Genomic DNA, 14,182 nt, shown 5'->3' with positions numbered 1-14,182 from the left:
GCAATTACCCCCCAACCTGCATGCCAATAGGGAAAAACTGGAGGCATTCTGTAAAATTATCCACCGCCTCAGGGTTTCCAGGTCGACCCGCCACTGTTTCGAGTTTCGACACGCAAGCTGGTTCTGTGAAGAAATATATGATATATTAAGAAAGTATAGCTTCTCATTATGTATCGCCCATTCTAAGAGCTGGCCTTGTGAAGAACTTGCTACTTCTGATTTTATCTATCTCCGGTTTCATGGGGGAGAGATTCTTTATGGTTCCAACTATTCGGAGAAAGAACTTAAGAATTGGGCTTCCAAGGCTAAATATTGGATGGAAAAAAGAAAGGATATATATGCTTACTTTAATAATGATGCTCGTGGATTTGCTATAAAGAACGCTTTAAGATTTAAGGAATTGCTGGAAAAGTAAACAGACCTTTTCTAACATTCGAGGGACAAAGTCAAAAATTTAAAAAAATTTAACTATTTTATTGACAAATTTTTATTAAGATGTTAAAATAACACGAAATTAAAACCTGGGAGTAGATCCGACCTCGTTAGAAATATTTCCTCCACAAAGGGGGAGAGGAAAATTTCTAACGGGGTTTACTAACTAGATTAGAAGAACTCCTTAGTAAGTTATTACCGACTTAAAAGGGAGAGGATGAAGAAGAAAGCGAGGCGATATTATAGTAAGTGTGAGCAATTTGACTACGCAGGAACTCACCTTCTCTTAGAACTGTGGGGAGCTACGAATATTACCTCCTTAAAGAAAGTTAAGAAGGCTTTGATTGATTCGGTTGCTGCCTGCGGAGCTACCATCCTAGAAATAAAACTGCACCATTTTTCTCCTAACCAAGGAATATCGGGCGTAGCAATTATTAAAGAATCCCACCTCTCCATACACACCTGGCCTGAGTTTGGATATGCGGCAATAGATATTTTTGTCTGCGGAGAAGTTAATCCATACAAAGCTATTCCTGTATTAAAAAAGGCATTCAAGCCTAAAAAGACGCAGTTACTCGAACTTAAAAGAGGGATTCTGGAATGAAAGAAACGTGGTTTTATGAATCTCTTTTCCCTTCGGTGAGATTGGGGCTTAAAGTTAAGGGAACCCTCGTTTCCAATAAGAGTCCATATCAGAAAATTAATATTTTAGATACTTATGAGTTCGGGAAGGTATTAGTTTTAGACGGGGTTGTCCAGACCACGGAGCGAGATGAATTTATCTACCACGAGATGCTCACTCACTTACCTATGCTCTCCCATCCTCATCCGGAAAGAGTTTTGATCATTGGAGGCGGGGACGGAGGAATCTTAAGAGAAGTGCTCAAATATCCGGTTAAGGAAGTATCTTTAGTCGAAATAGACAAGAAAGTAATTGAATTTTCCAAAAGCTATCTTTCAGCTATTTGTAAAAATTCTTTTAACGACAGGCGGGCAAACATAATAATTGACGACGGAGTAAACTTTGTCAAGGAAAGAAAAAGAAAATTCGATGTAATAATAGTCGATTCTTCAGACCCTATTGGTCCAGCAAAAGTACTTTTCTCATCGAAATTCTATAGGGATACGTTTAATACGCTTTCCCATAATAACGGAACATTTGCTCAGCAGACAGGCTCGCCCTTTCTTCAAAGAGAAGAACTTCCTTATGTATATAGGAGACTAAAGAAGATATTTCCTTTTGTAAGCACCTTTTCCACCGCTGTTCCCACTTACATAGGAGGACTTTTTAGTTTTGTCTTCGCTTCCAAGGGGATTGATCCCTTGAAAATTCGCCTCTGGGAAATAGAAAAAAGATATAGAAAATTAAGGTTGAAAACCAGATACTATAATCCAGAAATTCATCATTCTTCGTTTACTCTGCCTACTTATATAAAAGAGGCTGTGGAGGCTAAAAGAAATGGATAAAAGAAAAATTTATGGCACAGAACTTACACTCGACCTCTACGGTTGTAACCAGAAAACAATTCGTTCCCGTAAGAAACTGAATGAATTCGTCAATAATCTGTGCGCTTTAATAAAGATGAAAAAATATGGCAAACCTTCCATACCCTACTTTGGACTGAAGAATCCTCACACTGCAGGCTATTCTCTGGTGCAATTAATTGAGACCAGTTCAATTACCGGCCACTTCTCGGAGCTCTGGAATTCTGCTTACATCAACATCTTCTCCTGCAAACAATTCGATACAGAGAAGGCGGCAAATTTCACCAAAAAATTCTTCGGCGCAAAGAGAATGAAAAAAAGAGTTATTTTGAGAAAGTGACAACTAAACAAGGTCGAATATCTTTCCCGGATTCAAAATATTTCCCGGATCGAAAATTTTCTTTATTTCCTTCATAATGTCAATATGAGCCTTACTCAAGGCCATAGATAGATACTCCTTCTTCACTATACCTATCCCATGTTCTCCGGAAATGGTCCCTCCTCTATTTATACCATCTAAATGGATTTCTTTTCGTATCTGGCGATACTTCTCCTCCCATTCTTCTTTTACCTCTTCTATTTTCCCTTCCTTAAACTTAACTTTCATAAGATGAGTATGCACGTTTCCGTCTCCCGCATGACCGTATGTGGGTAACCAGACACCATATTTATCGGCAATCTCATGTACCCTCTCCACGTGACTGGCAATCTCTGCCCGCGGAACAGTAATGTCCAGTATCTCGATTGTGTAAGGTTTTATAGCTTCATAGATTTGGCTTCTTATATTCAATATATTATCCTGTCTCTCTTTAGTATCGGCGACAAAGACATCCAACGCATTATTAGCAAAACATAGCTCTCCCACAGATTCACAAAGTCCCATTACCTCCTCTTCGCTGGAGCCGTCTATTATTATCATAAGATATGCTCCTCCTTCTCGAGAAGGCCATTTCTTCTGGAGATACTCCTCAGTAACAAGGATGGGTTCTTTCTCTATAAATTCTATGGCCATAGGAATTGTCTTACTCTTTATTATCATAGGAACTGTGTTTATGGCATCACGAACACTATTGAAAGGAACAACCAGTGTATACATAGCTTTTGGTGGGGGGAGGAGAGAAATTGTGGCTTGGGTAACAATTCCCAGAGTGCCTTCAGAGCCTATCAAAAGATTCAGGAGACTATAGCCAGTGCTATCTTTCATAATTTTTCCACCAATCTCTATTATCTCTCCTGCAGGAAGAACTACTTCCAGCCCTTTCACAAAGTTCCTTATTACTCCATATTTAACTGCTCTGGAACCACCTGCGTTAGTGGCTATAACTCCTCCTATATTGGCACTCTCTTCACCCGGATGGGGAGGGAAAAAGAGTCCTGCCTCTTCTACCTTTTTATAGAACTCCATTAAGGGGACGCCTGCCTCGACCACTGCCATAAGATTTTCCGTATCTACTTCTAAAACCTTATTCATATTTTCCAGAGAGAGAACCAGACCGCCATACAGGGGAACGCAGCTACCCACAAGCCCGGTCGCACCTCCCCGGGGAGTAACCGGAAACTTCTCCTTATTGGCAAGTTTAAGAATTTCGGAAATCTCCTCCCTGTTTTTCGGTTTCGCCACCACCTCAGGAAGTTTTCTTATCGACTCCAGGGAAAACTCGTCATGGCTGTAGTCCACCATTTTCTCCTGTTCACAAATTAAGTTCTCTCCACCAACGATATCTCTGAGCTTCTGTAGAGTACTCTCTTCTATCTGTTTATATGCCATTCTTTTCTTTCCTTCCTTTGGAGTTTATAAAACCGCCCTTTCGGGCGGACTCCAATAATTGGAATAGCACCGCTTGCGGTGCGTTGACGCGAAACAAGTTTCGCTACTCCTTAAGTTCACTTCTGGGAAGGCATGAAGAAGATAGCAGAACCTGTAGCCAACAACTTCTCGTTCCCATCCTTGACTTCTATCTTACTGAAGAAGAAATTACCTTTTTCCCTGAAAATCCTTGCCTCAGCGAACATTTCTCCATCTTTAATGGAAGTCTTAAATTCCATATCCAGTTTAGCTGTGAAATATATTCTATCGCCATATTTCGTGCACATGGCCACAGCCGCTGCCGTATCAGCCAGAGAAGATATTACTCCCCCATGAATAAAGCCATGGGGATTAGTGAACTCTTTCCTGTAAGGCATCATTACTTTTCCAAAATCTTCTTTTGCTTCCAAAACTTTCATTTCCAGCAATTTTTCAAAAGGCGCTTTAATTATAATTTCCATCTTTTCTCCTGGAAGCATTAAAAATTGAATTTCTACTATATTCCCAGTTCAGACAATGTTCGAATGAAATTGAGAATATTGTCTTTCCCTATTATACCCACCAATTCGCCGTTCTGGACAACAGGAAGTTGACTGATATCTTCTCGAGTCATTGTCTCAAATATAGAAAATAGAGGGTCACTGGGTTTAACTGCCTTTGTCTTATCTAATGGAATCATCACTTCCTCAACAGTGGTACTACTCCAGGCATGGTGAGGGACCTCTTTTATCTGATGTACTGTTACCAGACCCACCACTCGACCGCTCTCAATTACAGGCAGACAGCGATAGCCCCCCCGAATAATATGTTCATGGATAAGCTGTTCCAGCGTGATATCGCCTGGCACTCCATAACATTCTTTAACCATTACTTCCTCCACAGTTACCCCACGCATCGTATCTTTCAGAGCAACCCATCGGTAACTCTTCTCAGCAGCATTATTGAGGAACCATCCGATAAATACAAACCAGAGCCCGTTAAAAAATCTCCCTGTAAAGAACATAAACATACCGAAGAAAATCAATAGAAAGGCTACAAATTGACCTGCTCCTGAAGCAATTCGAGTCGCTTTTCTGAAGTTACCAGTTATTTTCCAGACAACTGCTCTCAAAATACGGCCACCATCGAGAGGGAAACCAGGAACCAGATTGAAGATAGCCAGTATGAGATTTATCCTGCTTAACCAATATGCTAAGGCGGCGACAGGTTGGAAGGAATCCCTCATTACAAAGAAAACGAATCTAAAGAGAATGGCAATTACAATACTTATGAGAGGTCCAGCAAAGGCCATAAGAAATTCGTTTCTCGGCTTTTCAGGTTCACTGGCGATTTGAGCAGCTCCCCCGAAAATAAACAGTGTGATATCTCGCACAGGAATTCCATGAGCCTTAGAAACTAAACTGTGGGACAATTCGTGGGCCAATACACAGGCGAAGAATATCAAACAGGTGGAGAAGGCGACAATCCAATAGGTAAGGGACTGCCAGCCCGGATAGGAATGGGGAAAATAATGACCTCCCAACGACCAGGTAATTAATAAAAAGATAATGAACCAGCTGTAATCTATCTTTATCTGGATATCAAAAATTTTCCCCAAATTTATAGTATTTCTCATCTTCTGTTTCCTCTTAATGTACTCCTTGTCTATCTACCTGAAAAAGAAACGAACTCCAATAGCGCCTTCCATTTCAAAATCAGTCTTCTTAATCACCCTGAGGACAGGAACCACTTCTATAAAGACATCGAAAGGCGCCCGGGAAAAGAGATACTCCAGCCCAATGGGAAATCTAATTCCTGCTTCTGTCTCATCTCCAAAATTGAACCGAAACCCTAAACCATAGTAGAGGGGGAAACTGCCTTCCTCCACCTTGATAAGGTTAAAATTGTGCCAGAGATAATCCCCATGAATCTGAAACCGTCCTTTCCTGCTGAAAGACCAGGCAGCCGCACCATCGAAAGCAGTACTTTTACTGAGCCAGATCTTTGCACTTAGCCCTGTAGGAGAACCGAGGATGATTCCCAGGCCAAAATCGTTCTTTTCATAAGTAAGCCCTTTACCGGGAAGACTAAAAAAAATCAACAGCAACACTAAAATTGAAATTCTTTTTCTCATTTAGCGCCCTTGACCACGTCCACCACCTTTTCCACGACCTTTCTCTGGTGGTCCATATTCTCTACCCGGCTCCTCCTTTTCAAGTCTGCGTCGTTCTCTTATAGCTTCACGCCGCTTTACCTTCCAGGAACGACGAAGAGTGCGCCGCTCTTGCCGTGTAAGCTCTTTCCTGATACGGCTACGCTCCCTGTTCACTTCCCTTCTTGCCTCGCGGAGTTTTACCCCGAGTTCATCGGCTATCTCTCCCCAGCCTTTGCCGGCACGCCTCATTTCCATGATTTCGTTCTGTGACCTTTCCGTCATTTCAGAAAGGACAAGCGCGTGGCTGATTTCTCCATACCCCAGGCGCTCTGCCCTTAAGTCTGCCAGGGTCTCTACATCCACTCCAAAGCGCTCAGAATATTTCCCGAGAATCTTACTTTCATTCTCGAGAATTCTCTCCCTGTCGCGAAGCCTCTCCTGTTCACGAAGCCTGTCCTGCTCACGAAGTCTCTCTTCCTCACTAAGCCTCTCCCTTTCCCTTAACCCCTCTTCCTCTCTGGTCTCCTCGCGAGTCCTCTCTTTTTCCTCCTCCTGGGCCCTTCCAGGACTCACTCCACCCAAAAGAAGAATACCCAAACAGACAATCACTAAAACATTCCAAAAACTTTTCATTTTACCTACCTCCTTTCTCCGTACTTACTTTTCTTTAAATTTTTCTGAACTCAATTCACCTCCAATTCCCCAGTTATGCTTGGGGACATCCCTGATTATCACCGTAACCGCTTCCCTGGGACATCCGGTAATTTCTACAAATAAATTGGTGATTCCTGCCACCAATTTTTTCTTCTGCTCAACCTTGCGACCTTCCCATAAATCCACATTCACTAATGGCATTTTTTCCTCCTCAAAATTGGAAGTAATTAGATTATATGTCTTATAAACCTGAGAGTCAACCACAAAAAACCTATGAAAATAATCTATTTGCTATTAGCCCAGCAATAGGGGGGAAGAAAAATGTGCTCACCATCCGAATGAGTGTAAATTTCCAGCCCATCACGCCCACTTCTATCGGCAACCTGCCAAATGCACACAGCGACCATCCGGTCAAGAATGCCACCGTAGTTCCTACACTGGCACCGGAACGCAAAAGCCCTGCGGCAATCGGTAAACTGACATAGGGACCACCTGTTACCAAACTACCCGCTACTGTGCCGATGAGTATACCCCGTATGCCAGATCCTTTACCTATCCACTTTGATAGAAATTCATGAGGAATAAGAACCTGAACCATACTAGCTACTATAAAGGCAAAAATTACTAAAGGAAGAATCTGGATGGTCATGTTCATTGCTGATTTCAATCCCAGAACATGTTCTCCTCCTCCTTTGTAATAACCGATAGAAACAAGAATAATCGCCAGAAGACCCATTATAACCGTAGCAATTACCATTCCCCATACCTCCTCCAATCATGGTTAGAAGGGGGGCATCCCCTTCTCTTATTCGTATATGATTCTGACACAGGAACTGATGAAATGGGAAACCCAGATACAGGACATTTTAGGGTTTCCCTTTTACAACCTCATCTTTATCGGGTGGGAAAATATTCGGCAGGCACTGAATTCACCAGCGTCTTTCCATTATTCATTGGCGAAGTCGCGTAAGTAACTTGTAGGCATAATCACTAAAGATTCAGCCTGTAGCGGGCACTAATTTATTTCATACTTTTCTCTTGGCTTCCGCTCTCTTCTTAACAGCCGGGTTTTTCTCCTTCTTTTTTCCCTTACCCGCCATTGGTTTTGGATATTCGCCAGTCCAGCAATAAAGGCACAGCTTCTCCTTAGGAAGCCCGATGGCCTTCACCATGTCATCCACAGTCTGGTATTTAAGAGTGGTGCCTTCTAACTCATTAGCAATCCATTCCACCATTTTCTTATATTCTTGAGAATTATGGTCTATATACTTTGACACATTCTTCACATCTTGCCCCTCCATGCTGCGAATGGCCCTGCGGGCAGCGAGTTCATAGATGGAACGCGTGGAGAAATTAAACCTGCAGGGAAACATCAACGGAGGGCAGGCGGGCCTTATGTGAACCTCCCGGGCACCGTTATCCCATAGCTTCTTTATGGTGAAGTTCTTAAGCTGAGTCCCTCTGACTATAGAATCCTCACATACTACAATCCTGTTACCTTCAATTATCTCTTTGATAGGAATGAGCTTCATCCTGGCTATCAAATCTCGAATCTCCTGCGAAGGAGGAGTATAACTTCTCCCATACCCGGGCGTATATTTCACCAGAGGTCGCCGGTAAGGCTTTCCCGACTCCATTGCATATCCCAGCGCGTGTGCAGTTCCTGAATCGGGAACTCCAGAGACTATATCTACTTCTATATCCTTATCCCTTTTTGCCAGAAACCTTCCGCACCTTTCCCTTACTGTCTCCACATTTATCCCTTCATAGTTGGAAGCAGGAAAGCCGATGTATATCCAGAGAAATGCACAGATTTGATTCATCTCTCCACCCGGCTTCCTTTGGAGCATGCCCTTCTCGTTTATCAGAATTATCTCTCCAGGTTCGAGGTATTTTACCGTTTTGAACTCAATATTGGGGAAGGCGCTAGTCTCGGAAGTAACTGCCCAAGCATCCTCTCGCTTTCCCACTACCAGGGGCGTATACCCATACCTATCTCTGGCAGCATAGACTCCATCTCTATTCAATAGTAAAAGTGAGCAGGAACCGTCTATGGCATCGAACATCTTCTCTATGCCATCTATCAAATTGTTCCCCTGACTGATTAACTTGGCTACAAGCTCAGTTACATTAACCATACCTTTACTCACTTCACTGAAGGTTATTCCTTTTTCCAAAAGCCCCCCTGCTAATTCTTCGATATTTTCTAAGATGCCATTAGTGACTATACAAAACGGACCAAACTTGGAGTTTAAATAAATAGGCTGTTCATCAAAGGCGCTAATAACGCCGATGCCCTTGTTGCCCTTCATACGCTTGAAATCTTGATAGAATTTTGACTTAAACTGATCCTGGCTTATATTGTGTATCTGGCGGGTGAAATCCTCTCCCAGGACTGCCATACCTCCATATTCTGTGCCCAAATGGGAATGGTAATCCGTCCCATAGAAGAGAATCTCTACACAATCTTCCTTAGAAACCACTCCAAAAATCCCACTCATATTTTACCCCCTGACATAAATTATTATTTTATCTCTTTATGGTATTCCTGTAACGATTTTACAGACACCTCTGGTCTCTTAATCAAATTCTCAATTCCATTAACAGATGCCTGTGCACCAGCAATAGTAGTTATGAGAGGCACACTATAAAGAATTGCCTGGGACCTTATCTTCACCTCATCCTCTTTGGTCACTTTTCCAGCAGGAGTGTTTATTATCAGGTCTACTTTGCTATCTTTTATTAAATCAATAATATTAGGCCTTCCTTCGTGAAGTTTAGGCAGAGTCTCTACTTCTATGTCATTCTTCATAAGGGCATCTGCTGTGCCAGAAGTGGCCATAATCTTAAACCCGAGGTCAGCAAGTTTTTTGGCAATGAACACTATATTCCTCTTATCCTGATTCTTCACACTTATGAATACATTTCCCTTTTGGGGCAACTTTTGTCCAGCAGCTATCTGGCTCTTCGCATAAGCTACACCAAATGTGGAATCTATTCCCATAACCTCCCCTGTGGATTTCATCTCCGGGCCCAAGATTGCATCTGCGCCGGGAAACCTTATAAAAGGAAATACAGACTCTTTTACGGCAACATAATTGATTTCCTTTTCCTTGGTGAATCCTAACTCTTGCAATGTCTTTCCCAGCATTATCTTAGTTGCCAGCTTTGCCAGAGGAACCCCTATGACCTTGCTCACAAGTGGAATTGTTCTACTTGCCCTGGGATTTACCTCCAGGACATAGACCACATTATTCTTAACAGCGTACTGGATATTCAAAAGTCCTTTCACGTTCAATTCTTTTGCCATAGCATAAGTATTTTTCTTTATGAGTTCTATTATGTCTTCTCCTAAAGTATAAGGAGGAATAACCATTGCGCTATCGCCGGAATGGATGCCCGCCATTTCAATGTGCTCCATAATCCCACCTATCACGCAATTCTTACCGTCGGCTATTGCATCCACGTCAACTTCTATGGCATCTTCCAAGAATTTGTCGATAAGAATGGGACGTTCAGGAGATGCCTCCACTGCTTTTTCCATAAAATTGCCTAAACCTTCCTCATCATAGACTATCTCCATTGCTCTACCGCCGAGAACATAAGAAGGCCTTACCACTACTGGATATCCTATCCTGTGGGCAACCTTCTTTGCTCCTTCCAATGAGGTAGCTGTCCCGTTATCAGGCTGGATGAGTTTCAATTTCTTAAGCATCTGTTGGAACCTTCTTCTATCCTCTGCCCGGTCTATAGAATCAGGGCTGGTTCCTAAAATCTTCACTCCTGCCTTGGCTAATGGGACAGATATGTTCAGTGGAGTCTGGCCTCCAAACTGAACTATCACTCCGACGGGTTTTTCAATATCTACAATATTTAATACGTCCTCGACTGTCAAAGGTTCAAAATACAATTTGTCTGAAGTATCATAATCTGTGGAGACAGTCTCTGGATTGCAATTTACCATAATGCTTTCCATGCCTTCTTCTTTTAGAGCATACGATGCGTGACAACAACAGTAGTCGAACTCTATACCCTGCCCGATTCTATTAGGTCCCCCTCCCAGGATAAGAACCTTCTTGTTTGCAGACGGCTGGCTTTCATCCCTGGTCTCATATGTAGAATAATAATATGGTTTCTCCGCTTTAAATTCTCCTGCGCAGGTATCTACCAATTTATAGACCGCTTTTATATTGCACTTTTTTCTATAAGATCTTATTTTTTTCTCTGTCGAATTTAGAAGATAGGCAAGCTGTATATCTGAGAAGCCATCCTTTTTCGCTTTCTTAAGTAACTCTGGTGAGATTTTGATCTTGCTTTTTGCATTTTTACCTTTATATCTCTTTATCTCTTTTCCCAGCTCTACGATCTGCTTCATATTATCTATGAACCACCTATCAATTTTTGATAGCTCGTAAATCTCATCGACAGTTAGTCCAAGCTCAAGACCGTATCTGATAAAGAATAGTCTCTCATCATGGGGAATTCTTATTTTTTCTTTTATTTCCTGAATCAAATCCTCTGAGGCTGATTTCAATGCTTTATCGGTTATTTTGTCTTTTCCATCCGAACCCAATCCGAATCTTCCTGTCTCAGTAGACCTTATTCCTTTCTGGAGTGCTTCCTTAAAGTTTCTGCCAATAGACATCGCTTCACCGACTGCTTTCATAGATGTATTTATGACCCTTTGAACTTGAGGAAATTTTTCAAAAGTAAATCTACAAATTTTAAATACACAATAATCAACCGTAGGCTCAAAGAATGACGTTGTCTTTCCTGTAATCTGATTGAGAACCTCGGGAAGAGTAAAGCCCACAGCCAATTTTGTAGCCACCCTGGCAATGGGAAAACCAGTAGCTTTAGAAGCTAAAGCTGAACTCCGGGAAAGTCTGGGATTGACTTCGATAATCACAATGTGTCCATTATCCGGGTTCTGTCCAAATTGAATATTCGCCCCTCCCCCGGTTATGCCCACCTTTCTTATAATCTTTTTAGATAGATTCACAAACTGTGCGTATTCCTCTCTGGTCAGGCTCTGCGATGGCGCAACCACAATGCTATCCCCGGTATGTACACCCATGGGGTCGACATTCTCCATAGAAGTAATCATAATAACATTATCCACGCAGTCCCTCATCACTTCATACTCTATCTCTTTCCACCCCAGTACAGATTGTTCCACCAATACTTGTCCCACCGGACTTATCTCCAGCCCCTTTATTAGAAACTCTTCCAATTCCTCCTTATTATAAGCAGTAGAACCACCACTGCCCCCTAAACAATACGCTGGTCTCAAAATCAATGGGAATCCTATCTCCAGGCCTATCCTCATTCCCTCTTCCAGATTTGTAGCAATTCCACTTTTGGGAACATCTACGCCTATCTCCTGCATTGCCTTCTTAAACAGTTCTCTATCCTCAGCCCTGGAAATAGCCTCGACATCAGCTCCTAAAGACTCTACACCATACTTTTCCAGTATGCCTTCTTTCATCAAGAAATAGGCCAGGTTCAAACCTGTCTGGCCACCCAGTGTAGGCAGGATGGCATCGGGTCTCTCCTTCCTTATTATCTCTGTAACCACTTCTACGGTGAGTGGCTCAACGTAGGTCACATCTGCCATATCAGGGTCGGTCATAATAGTAGCGGGATTGCTATTTACAAGGATGGTAAAGTAACCTTCTTCTCTTAAAGCCTTACAGGCTTGAGAACCAGAATAGTCAAATTCACAGGCCTGGCCAATAACAATTGGGCCAGAGCCTATTATCAATATCTTATTTATATCTTTGCGCTTGGGCATGTCAGGTTCCTCACTTTACCATTTCTAAAAATCTTCTGAATACTCCATTTACCTCATCAAATCCAGGACTTACTGGATAGTACTGGGTGGAAATAAACTTTAGCGGGCCACTTTCCATCTCCTCGATTGAGTCATCATTGACATTGCGCAGGGTAATGTTGATGTCCTCTCTACCCTTTATTGACTCCTCATCCACAACAAATGAATGGTTTTGAACCGTGATATCACCTTTATATGAAGAAGATGACTTCACTGGATAATTTACACCGCGATGACCTAGTTTGAGTTTCCTAAGTCTACCTCCTAAGGCAAGACAGATTATCTCATGTCCTAAAGAGATACCCAAGAGAGGAATTTTGCCGATGAGCCTCTTAACTACCTCTACAATTCCGGAAATTGCTTCATCTTCTTCCGGTCCGTTAGAAATAATCAAGCCATCGGGATTCAATCCCAGAATTTTGTCTGCATCAGTATTATAGGGCAATAATGTAAGATTGCATCCCAGAGTCTTTAATTGTTCGAGAAAACTATTCAAGATTCCCAAGTCCAATATAACTATCTTTGGTCCTGAAGTATTACCTTTAATTTCTGTAATCTCTCTTGAGATATTTGTTATGAAATTCCTTTTCATATATTTCTTATAATCTTTTACCTTTTTAACTAACTTACCAATCTTTGTCTCCTTGCCAGCGAGCGGCACCAAAGTGGAAACTATTCCCAGCATCTGGCCGCTATCTCTAATCTTGACAGCCAGTGTCCTTGTATCCACCTCGCTTATCGTGACCAGATGTTCCTTCTTAAGGAAATTATTGAAACTGTCCTCTGCCTGCCAGTTGGAATACATTTTACTTTCCTCTTTCATAATCAAGGCCTCTATCCAACATTTTTTAGACTCAGAAAATTTCTTGGCTACACCATAATTGCCTATCAAGGGATAAGTGAAAACCAGAATCTTGCCCGCATTTGCCGGGTCGGTCATAATCTCCTGGTATCCAACAACAGCAGTATTTAAAATCACTTCTCCTATCCTTTCGCCGGCTTTCCCTATGGAGATGCCCTCAAAATAGCTACCATCCTCCAGAACTAATACTCCTCTCATATGTCTCTCCTATTGATATTCTGCTCTTGCCCTACTTTATTATACATGCGTGGTACAGGGAGAAGTTAAGTCAAGAAACGAACCATAAATTTTATAGACTTCTGCTACTATACAGAATAAAGAATCAACATGCCAAAGCCTATAGCGAGAAGCGCAATAAGACGGAGAAACAGAAGTGGCCTTCCATGCCACCATCGGAGCATACTTTTAAATCTTTCCAGTCCGATTATAAAAATGGTAATGCCCCCTAAGAAAGCCAGTATTCCAATCGTAACTATAACCCAAACAACCCTGCTCTGTGGAGCAGCCAACAGGAAGACAATGCCAACGAGAATCCGCAGAGTACCCATAATGTACGGCCTTACCCCCTTTTCACAAAAAACCATCCATTGCCTCATCCTCTTAGGACTTAACAGAAAAACAATCCCCATAGCCACCGCGATCATACCCACAAGCCTGACCAATATGAGCATAATTTTTCCTCCTTTCTTCTAAAAGTTAAGACGAAAAAGAACCCAATCAAGCAAGAAGTTGCTAAATATTATAACATCTTTACTTTGCGTTGACAATCTTTTTCTGAAAAGCTGTTTACTATTTCACCTCCATTTGCACTAAGGCTGCTTTTTAACTCTTTATTCTTATTTGTGTTGGGCTAAGTATCTGAAAGCACTCAGTGCCGCTTTAGCCCCTTCTCCTGCTGCTACTATAATCTGTTTTGCAGGCACTTCAGTAACATCACCGGCAGCGAAAATGCCCGGGATATTGGTCTCGCTACGA

The 14,182-nt window shown here is 42.0% G+C and carries 16 protein-coding genes; 4 read left to right on the top strand and 12 right to left on the bottom strand.

The window, feature by feature from the left end; genetic code table 11:
* From VMW39_00095 to VMW39_00080, 4 genes are all read left to right on the top strand, one after another.
* A partial coding sequence (locus VMW39_00095; protein HUW22426.1) for a DUF72 domain-containing protein occupies nt 1-415 on the top strand: 415 nt, incomplete at its 5' end.
* A 234-nt stretch (nt 416-649) separates the two neighbouring features.
* Nucleotides 650-1,036 carry an adenosylmethionine decarboxylase gene (speD, locus tag VMW39_00090; protein HUW22425.1) on the top strand — a complete coding sequence of 129 codons (387 nt, stop codon included), beginning with the start codon at nt 650-652 and terminating at the stop codon, nt 1,034-1,036.
* A complete protein-coding gene (gene speE / locus VMW39_00085) occupies nt 1,033-1,899 on the top strand; it encodes a polyamine aminopropyltransferase (protein HUW22424.1) in 867 nt (288 codons plus the stop codon). Before speD ends, speE begins: the two co-directional genes overlap by 4 nt.
* Nucleotides 1,892-2,257 carry an S-adenosylmethionine decarboxylase gene (locus VMW39_00080; protein HUW22423.1) on the top strand — a complete coding sequence of 122 codons (366 nt, stop codon included), beginning with the start codon at nt 1,892-1,894 and terminating at the stop codon, nt 2,255-2,257. The genes speE and VMW39_00080 overlap by 8 nt, the downstream gene beginning before the upstream one ends.
* A 3-nt stretch (nt 2,258-2,260) precedes the next feature.
* Here VMW39_00080 and VMW39_00075 read toward each other — a convergent pair whose 3' ends face one another.
* The 12 genes from VMW39_00075 to VMW39_00020 form a co-directional block, all read right to left on the bottom strand.
* On the bottom strand, nt 2,261-3,685 hold the full coding sequence (locus tag VMW39_00075) for an FAD-binding oxidoreductase (protein ID HUW22422.1): 1,425 nt from the start codon (nt 3,683-3,685) through the stop codon (nt 2,261-2,263).
* 116 nt (nt 3,686-3,801) lie between these two features.
* Nucleotides 3,802-4,185: a PaaI family thioesterase gene (locus VMW39_00070; protein HUW22421.1), complete on the bottom strand. Its 384-nt coding sequence runs from the start codon at nt 4,183-4,185 to the stop codon at nt 3,802-3,804.
* A 35-nt stretch (nt 4,186-4,220) separates the two neighbouring features.
* Nucleotides 4,221-5,339, bottom strand: coding sequence for a site-2 protease family protein (locus tag VMW39_00065; GenBank protein HUW22420.1), 1,119 nt, complete (start codon nt 5,337-5,339; stop codon nt 4,221-4,223).
* Between the two features lie 33 nt (nt 5,340-5,372).
* Nucleotides 5,373-5,837: a hypothetical protein gene (locus VMW39_00060; protein ID HUW22419.1), complete on the bottom strand. Its 465-nt coding sequence runs from the start codon at nt 5,835-5,837 to the stop codon at nt 5,373-5,375.
* Nucleotides 5,838-6,491 (bottom strand): hypothetical protein, encoded by a 654-nt coding sequence (locus VMW39_00055; GenBank protein HUW22418.1) that lies wholly within the window; start codon nt 6,489-6,491, stop codon nt 5,838-5,840.
* Between the two features lie 24 nt (nt 6,492-6,515).
* Nucleotides 6,516-6,776 (bottom strand): 2-hydroxymuconate tautomerase, encoded by a 261-nt coding sequence (locus VMW39_00050; protein HUW22417.1) that lies wholly within the window; start codon nt 6,774-6,776, stop codon nt 6,516-6,518.
* 7 nt (nt 6,777-6,783) lie between these two features.
* Nucleotides 6,784-7,269 carry a permease gene (locus VMW39_00045; protein HUW22416.1) on the bottom strand — a complete coding sequence of 162 codons (486 nt, stop codon included), beginning with the start codon at nt 7,267-7,269 and terminating at the stop codon, nt 6,784-6,786.
* Nucleotides 7,270-7,537: 268 nt separating this feature from the next.
* On the bottom strand, nt 7,538-9,013 hold the full coding sequence (locus VMW39_00040; protein HUW22415.1) for an amidophosphoribosyltransferase: 1,476 nt from the start codon (nt 9,011-9,013) through the stop codon (nt 7,538-7,540).
* A 23-nt stretch (nt 9,014-9,036) separates the two neighbouring features.
* Nucleotides 9,037-12,306: a carbamoyl-phosphate synthase large subunit gene (carB, locus tag VMW39_00035; GenBank protein ID HUW22414.1), complete on the bottom strand. Its 3,270-nt coding sequence runs from the start codon at nt 12,304-12,306 to the stop codon at nt 9,037-9,039.
* A gap of 10 nt (nt 12,307-12,316) precedes the next feature.
* Nucleotides 12,317-13,405 (bottom strand): glutamine-hydrolyzing carbamoyl-phosphate synthase small subunit, encoded by a 1,089-nt coding sequence (gene carA / locus VMW39_00030; protein ID HUW22413.1) that lies wholly within the window; start codon nt 13,403-13,405, stop codon nt 12,317-12,319.
* A 107-nt stretch (nt 13,406-13,512) separates the two neighbouring features.
* Nucleotides 13,513-13,878, bottom strand: coding sequence for a hypothetical protein (locus VMW39_00025; protein ID HUW22412.1), 366 nt, complete (start codon nt 13,876-13,878; stop codon nt 13,513-13,515).
* Nucleotides 13,879-14,043: 165 nt separating this feature from the next.
* Nucleotides 14,044-14,182: thioredoxin-disulfide reductase (locus VMW39_00020; GenBank protein HUW22411.1), on the bottom strand; the 139-nt coding region annotated here is incomplete at its 5' end.

The sequence above is a fragment of the bacterium genome (assembly GCA_035530055.1).
Lineage (GTDB): Bacteria > UBA6262 > WVXT01 > WVXT01 > WVXT01 > WVXT01.
Note: the sequence above shows the minus strand (reverse complement) of the source record. Positions and strands in the feature narration are given on the sequence as shown.

Excerpts from the sequence above, each read along its gene's own strand:
- VMW39_00075 (HUW22422.1), bottom strand. The coding sequence starts at position 3,685 with ATGGCATATAAACAGATAGAAGAGAGTACTCTACAGAAGCTCAGAGAT.
- speD (HUW22425.1), top strand. The coding sequence starts at position 650 with ATGAAGAAGAAAGCGAGGCGATATTATAGTAAGTGTGAGCAATTTGAC.
- VMW39_00065 (HUW22420.1), bottom strand. The coding sequence starts at position 5,339 with ATGAGAAATACTATAAATTTGGGGAAAATTTTTGATATCCAGATAAAG.
- VMW39_00045 (HUW22416.1), bottom strand. The coding sequence starts at position 7,269 with ATGGTAATTGCTACGGTTATAATGGGTCTTCTGGCGATTATTCTTGTT.
- VMW39_00080 (HUW22423.1), top strand. The coding sequence starts at position 1,892 with ATGGATAAAAGAAAAATTTATGGCACAGAACTTACACTCGACCTCTAC.
- VMW39_00055 (HUW22418.1), bottom strand. The coding sequence starts at position 6,491 with ATGAAAAGTTTTTGGAATGTTTTAGTGATTGTCTGTTTGGGTATTCTT.
- speE (HUW22424.1), top strand. The coding sequence starts at position 1,033 with ATGAAAGAAACGTGGTTTTATGAATCTCTTTTCCCTTCGGTGAGATTG.
- VMW39_00060 (HUW22419.1), bottom strand. The coding sequence starts at position 5,837 with ATGAGAAAAAGAATTTCAATTTTAGTGTTGCTGTTGATTTTTTTTAGT.
- carA (HUW22413.1), bottom strand. The coding sequence starts at position 13,405 with ATGAGAGGAGTATTAGTTCTGGAGGATGGTAGCTATTTTGAGGGCATC.
- VMW39_00070 (HUW22421.1), bottom strand. The coding sequence starts at position 4,185 with ATGGAAATTATAATTAAAGCGCCTTTTGAAAAATTGCTGGAAATGAAA.
- VMW39_00025 (HUW22412.1), bottom strand. The coding sequence starts at position 13,878 with ATGCTCATATTGGTCAGGCTTGTGGGTATGATCGCGGTGGCTATGGGG.
- VMW39_00040 (HUW22415.1), bottom strand. The coding sequence starts at position 9,013 with ATGAGTGGGATTTTTGGAGTGGTTTCTAAGGAAGATTGTGTAGAGATT.
- carB (HUW22414.1), bottom strand. The coding sequence starts at position 12,306 with ATGCCCAAGCGCAAAGATATAAATAAGATATTGATAATAGGCTCTGGC.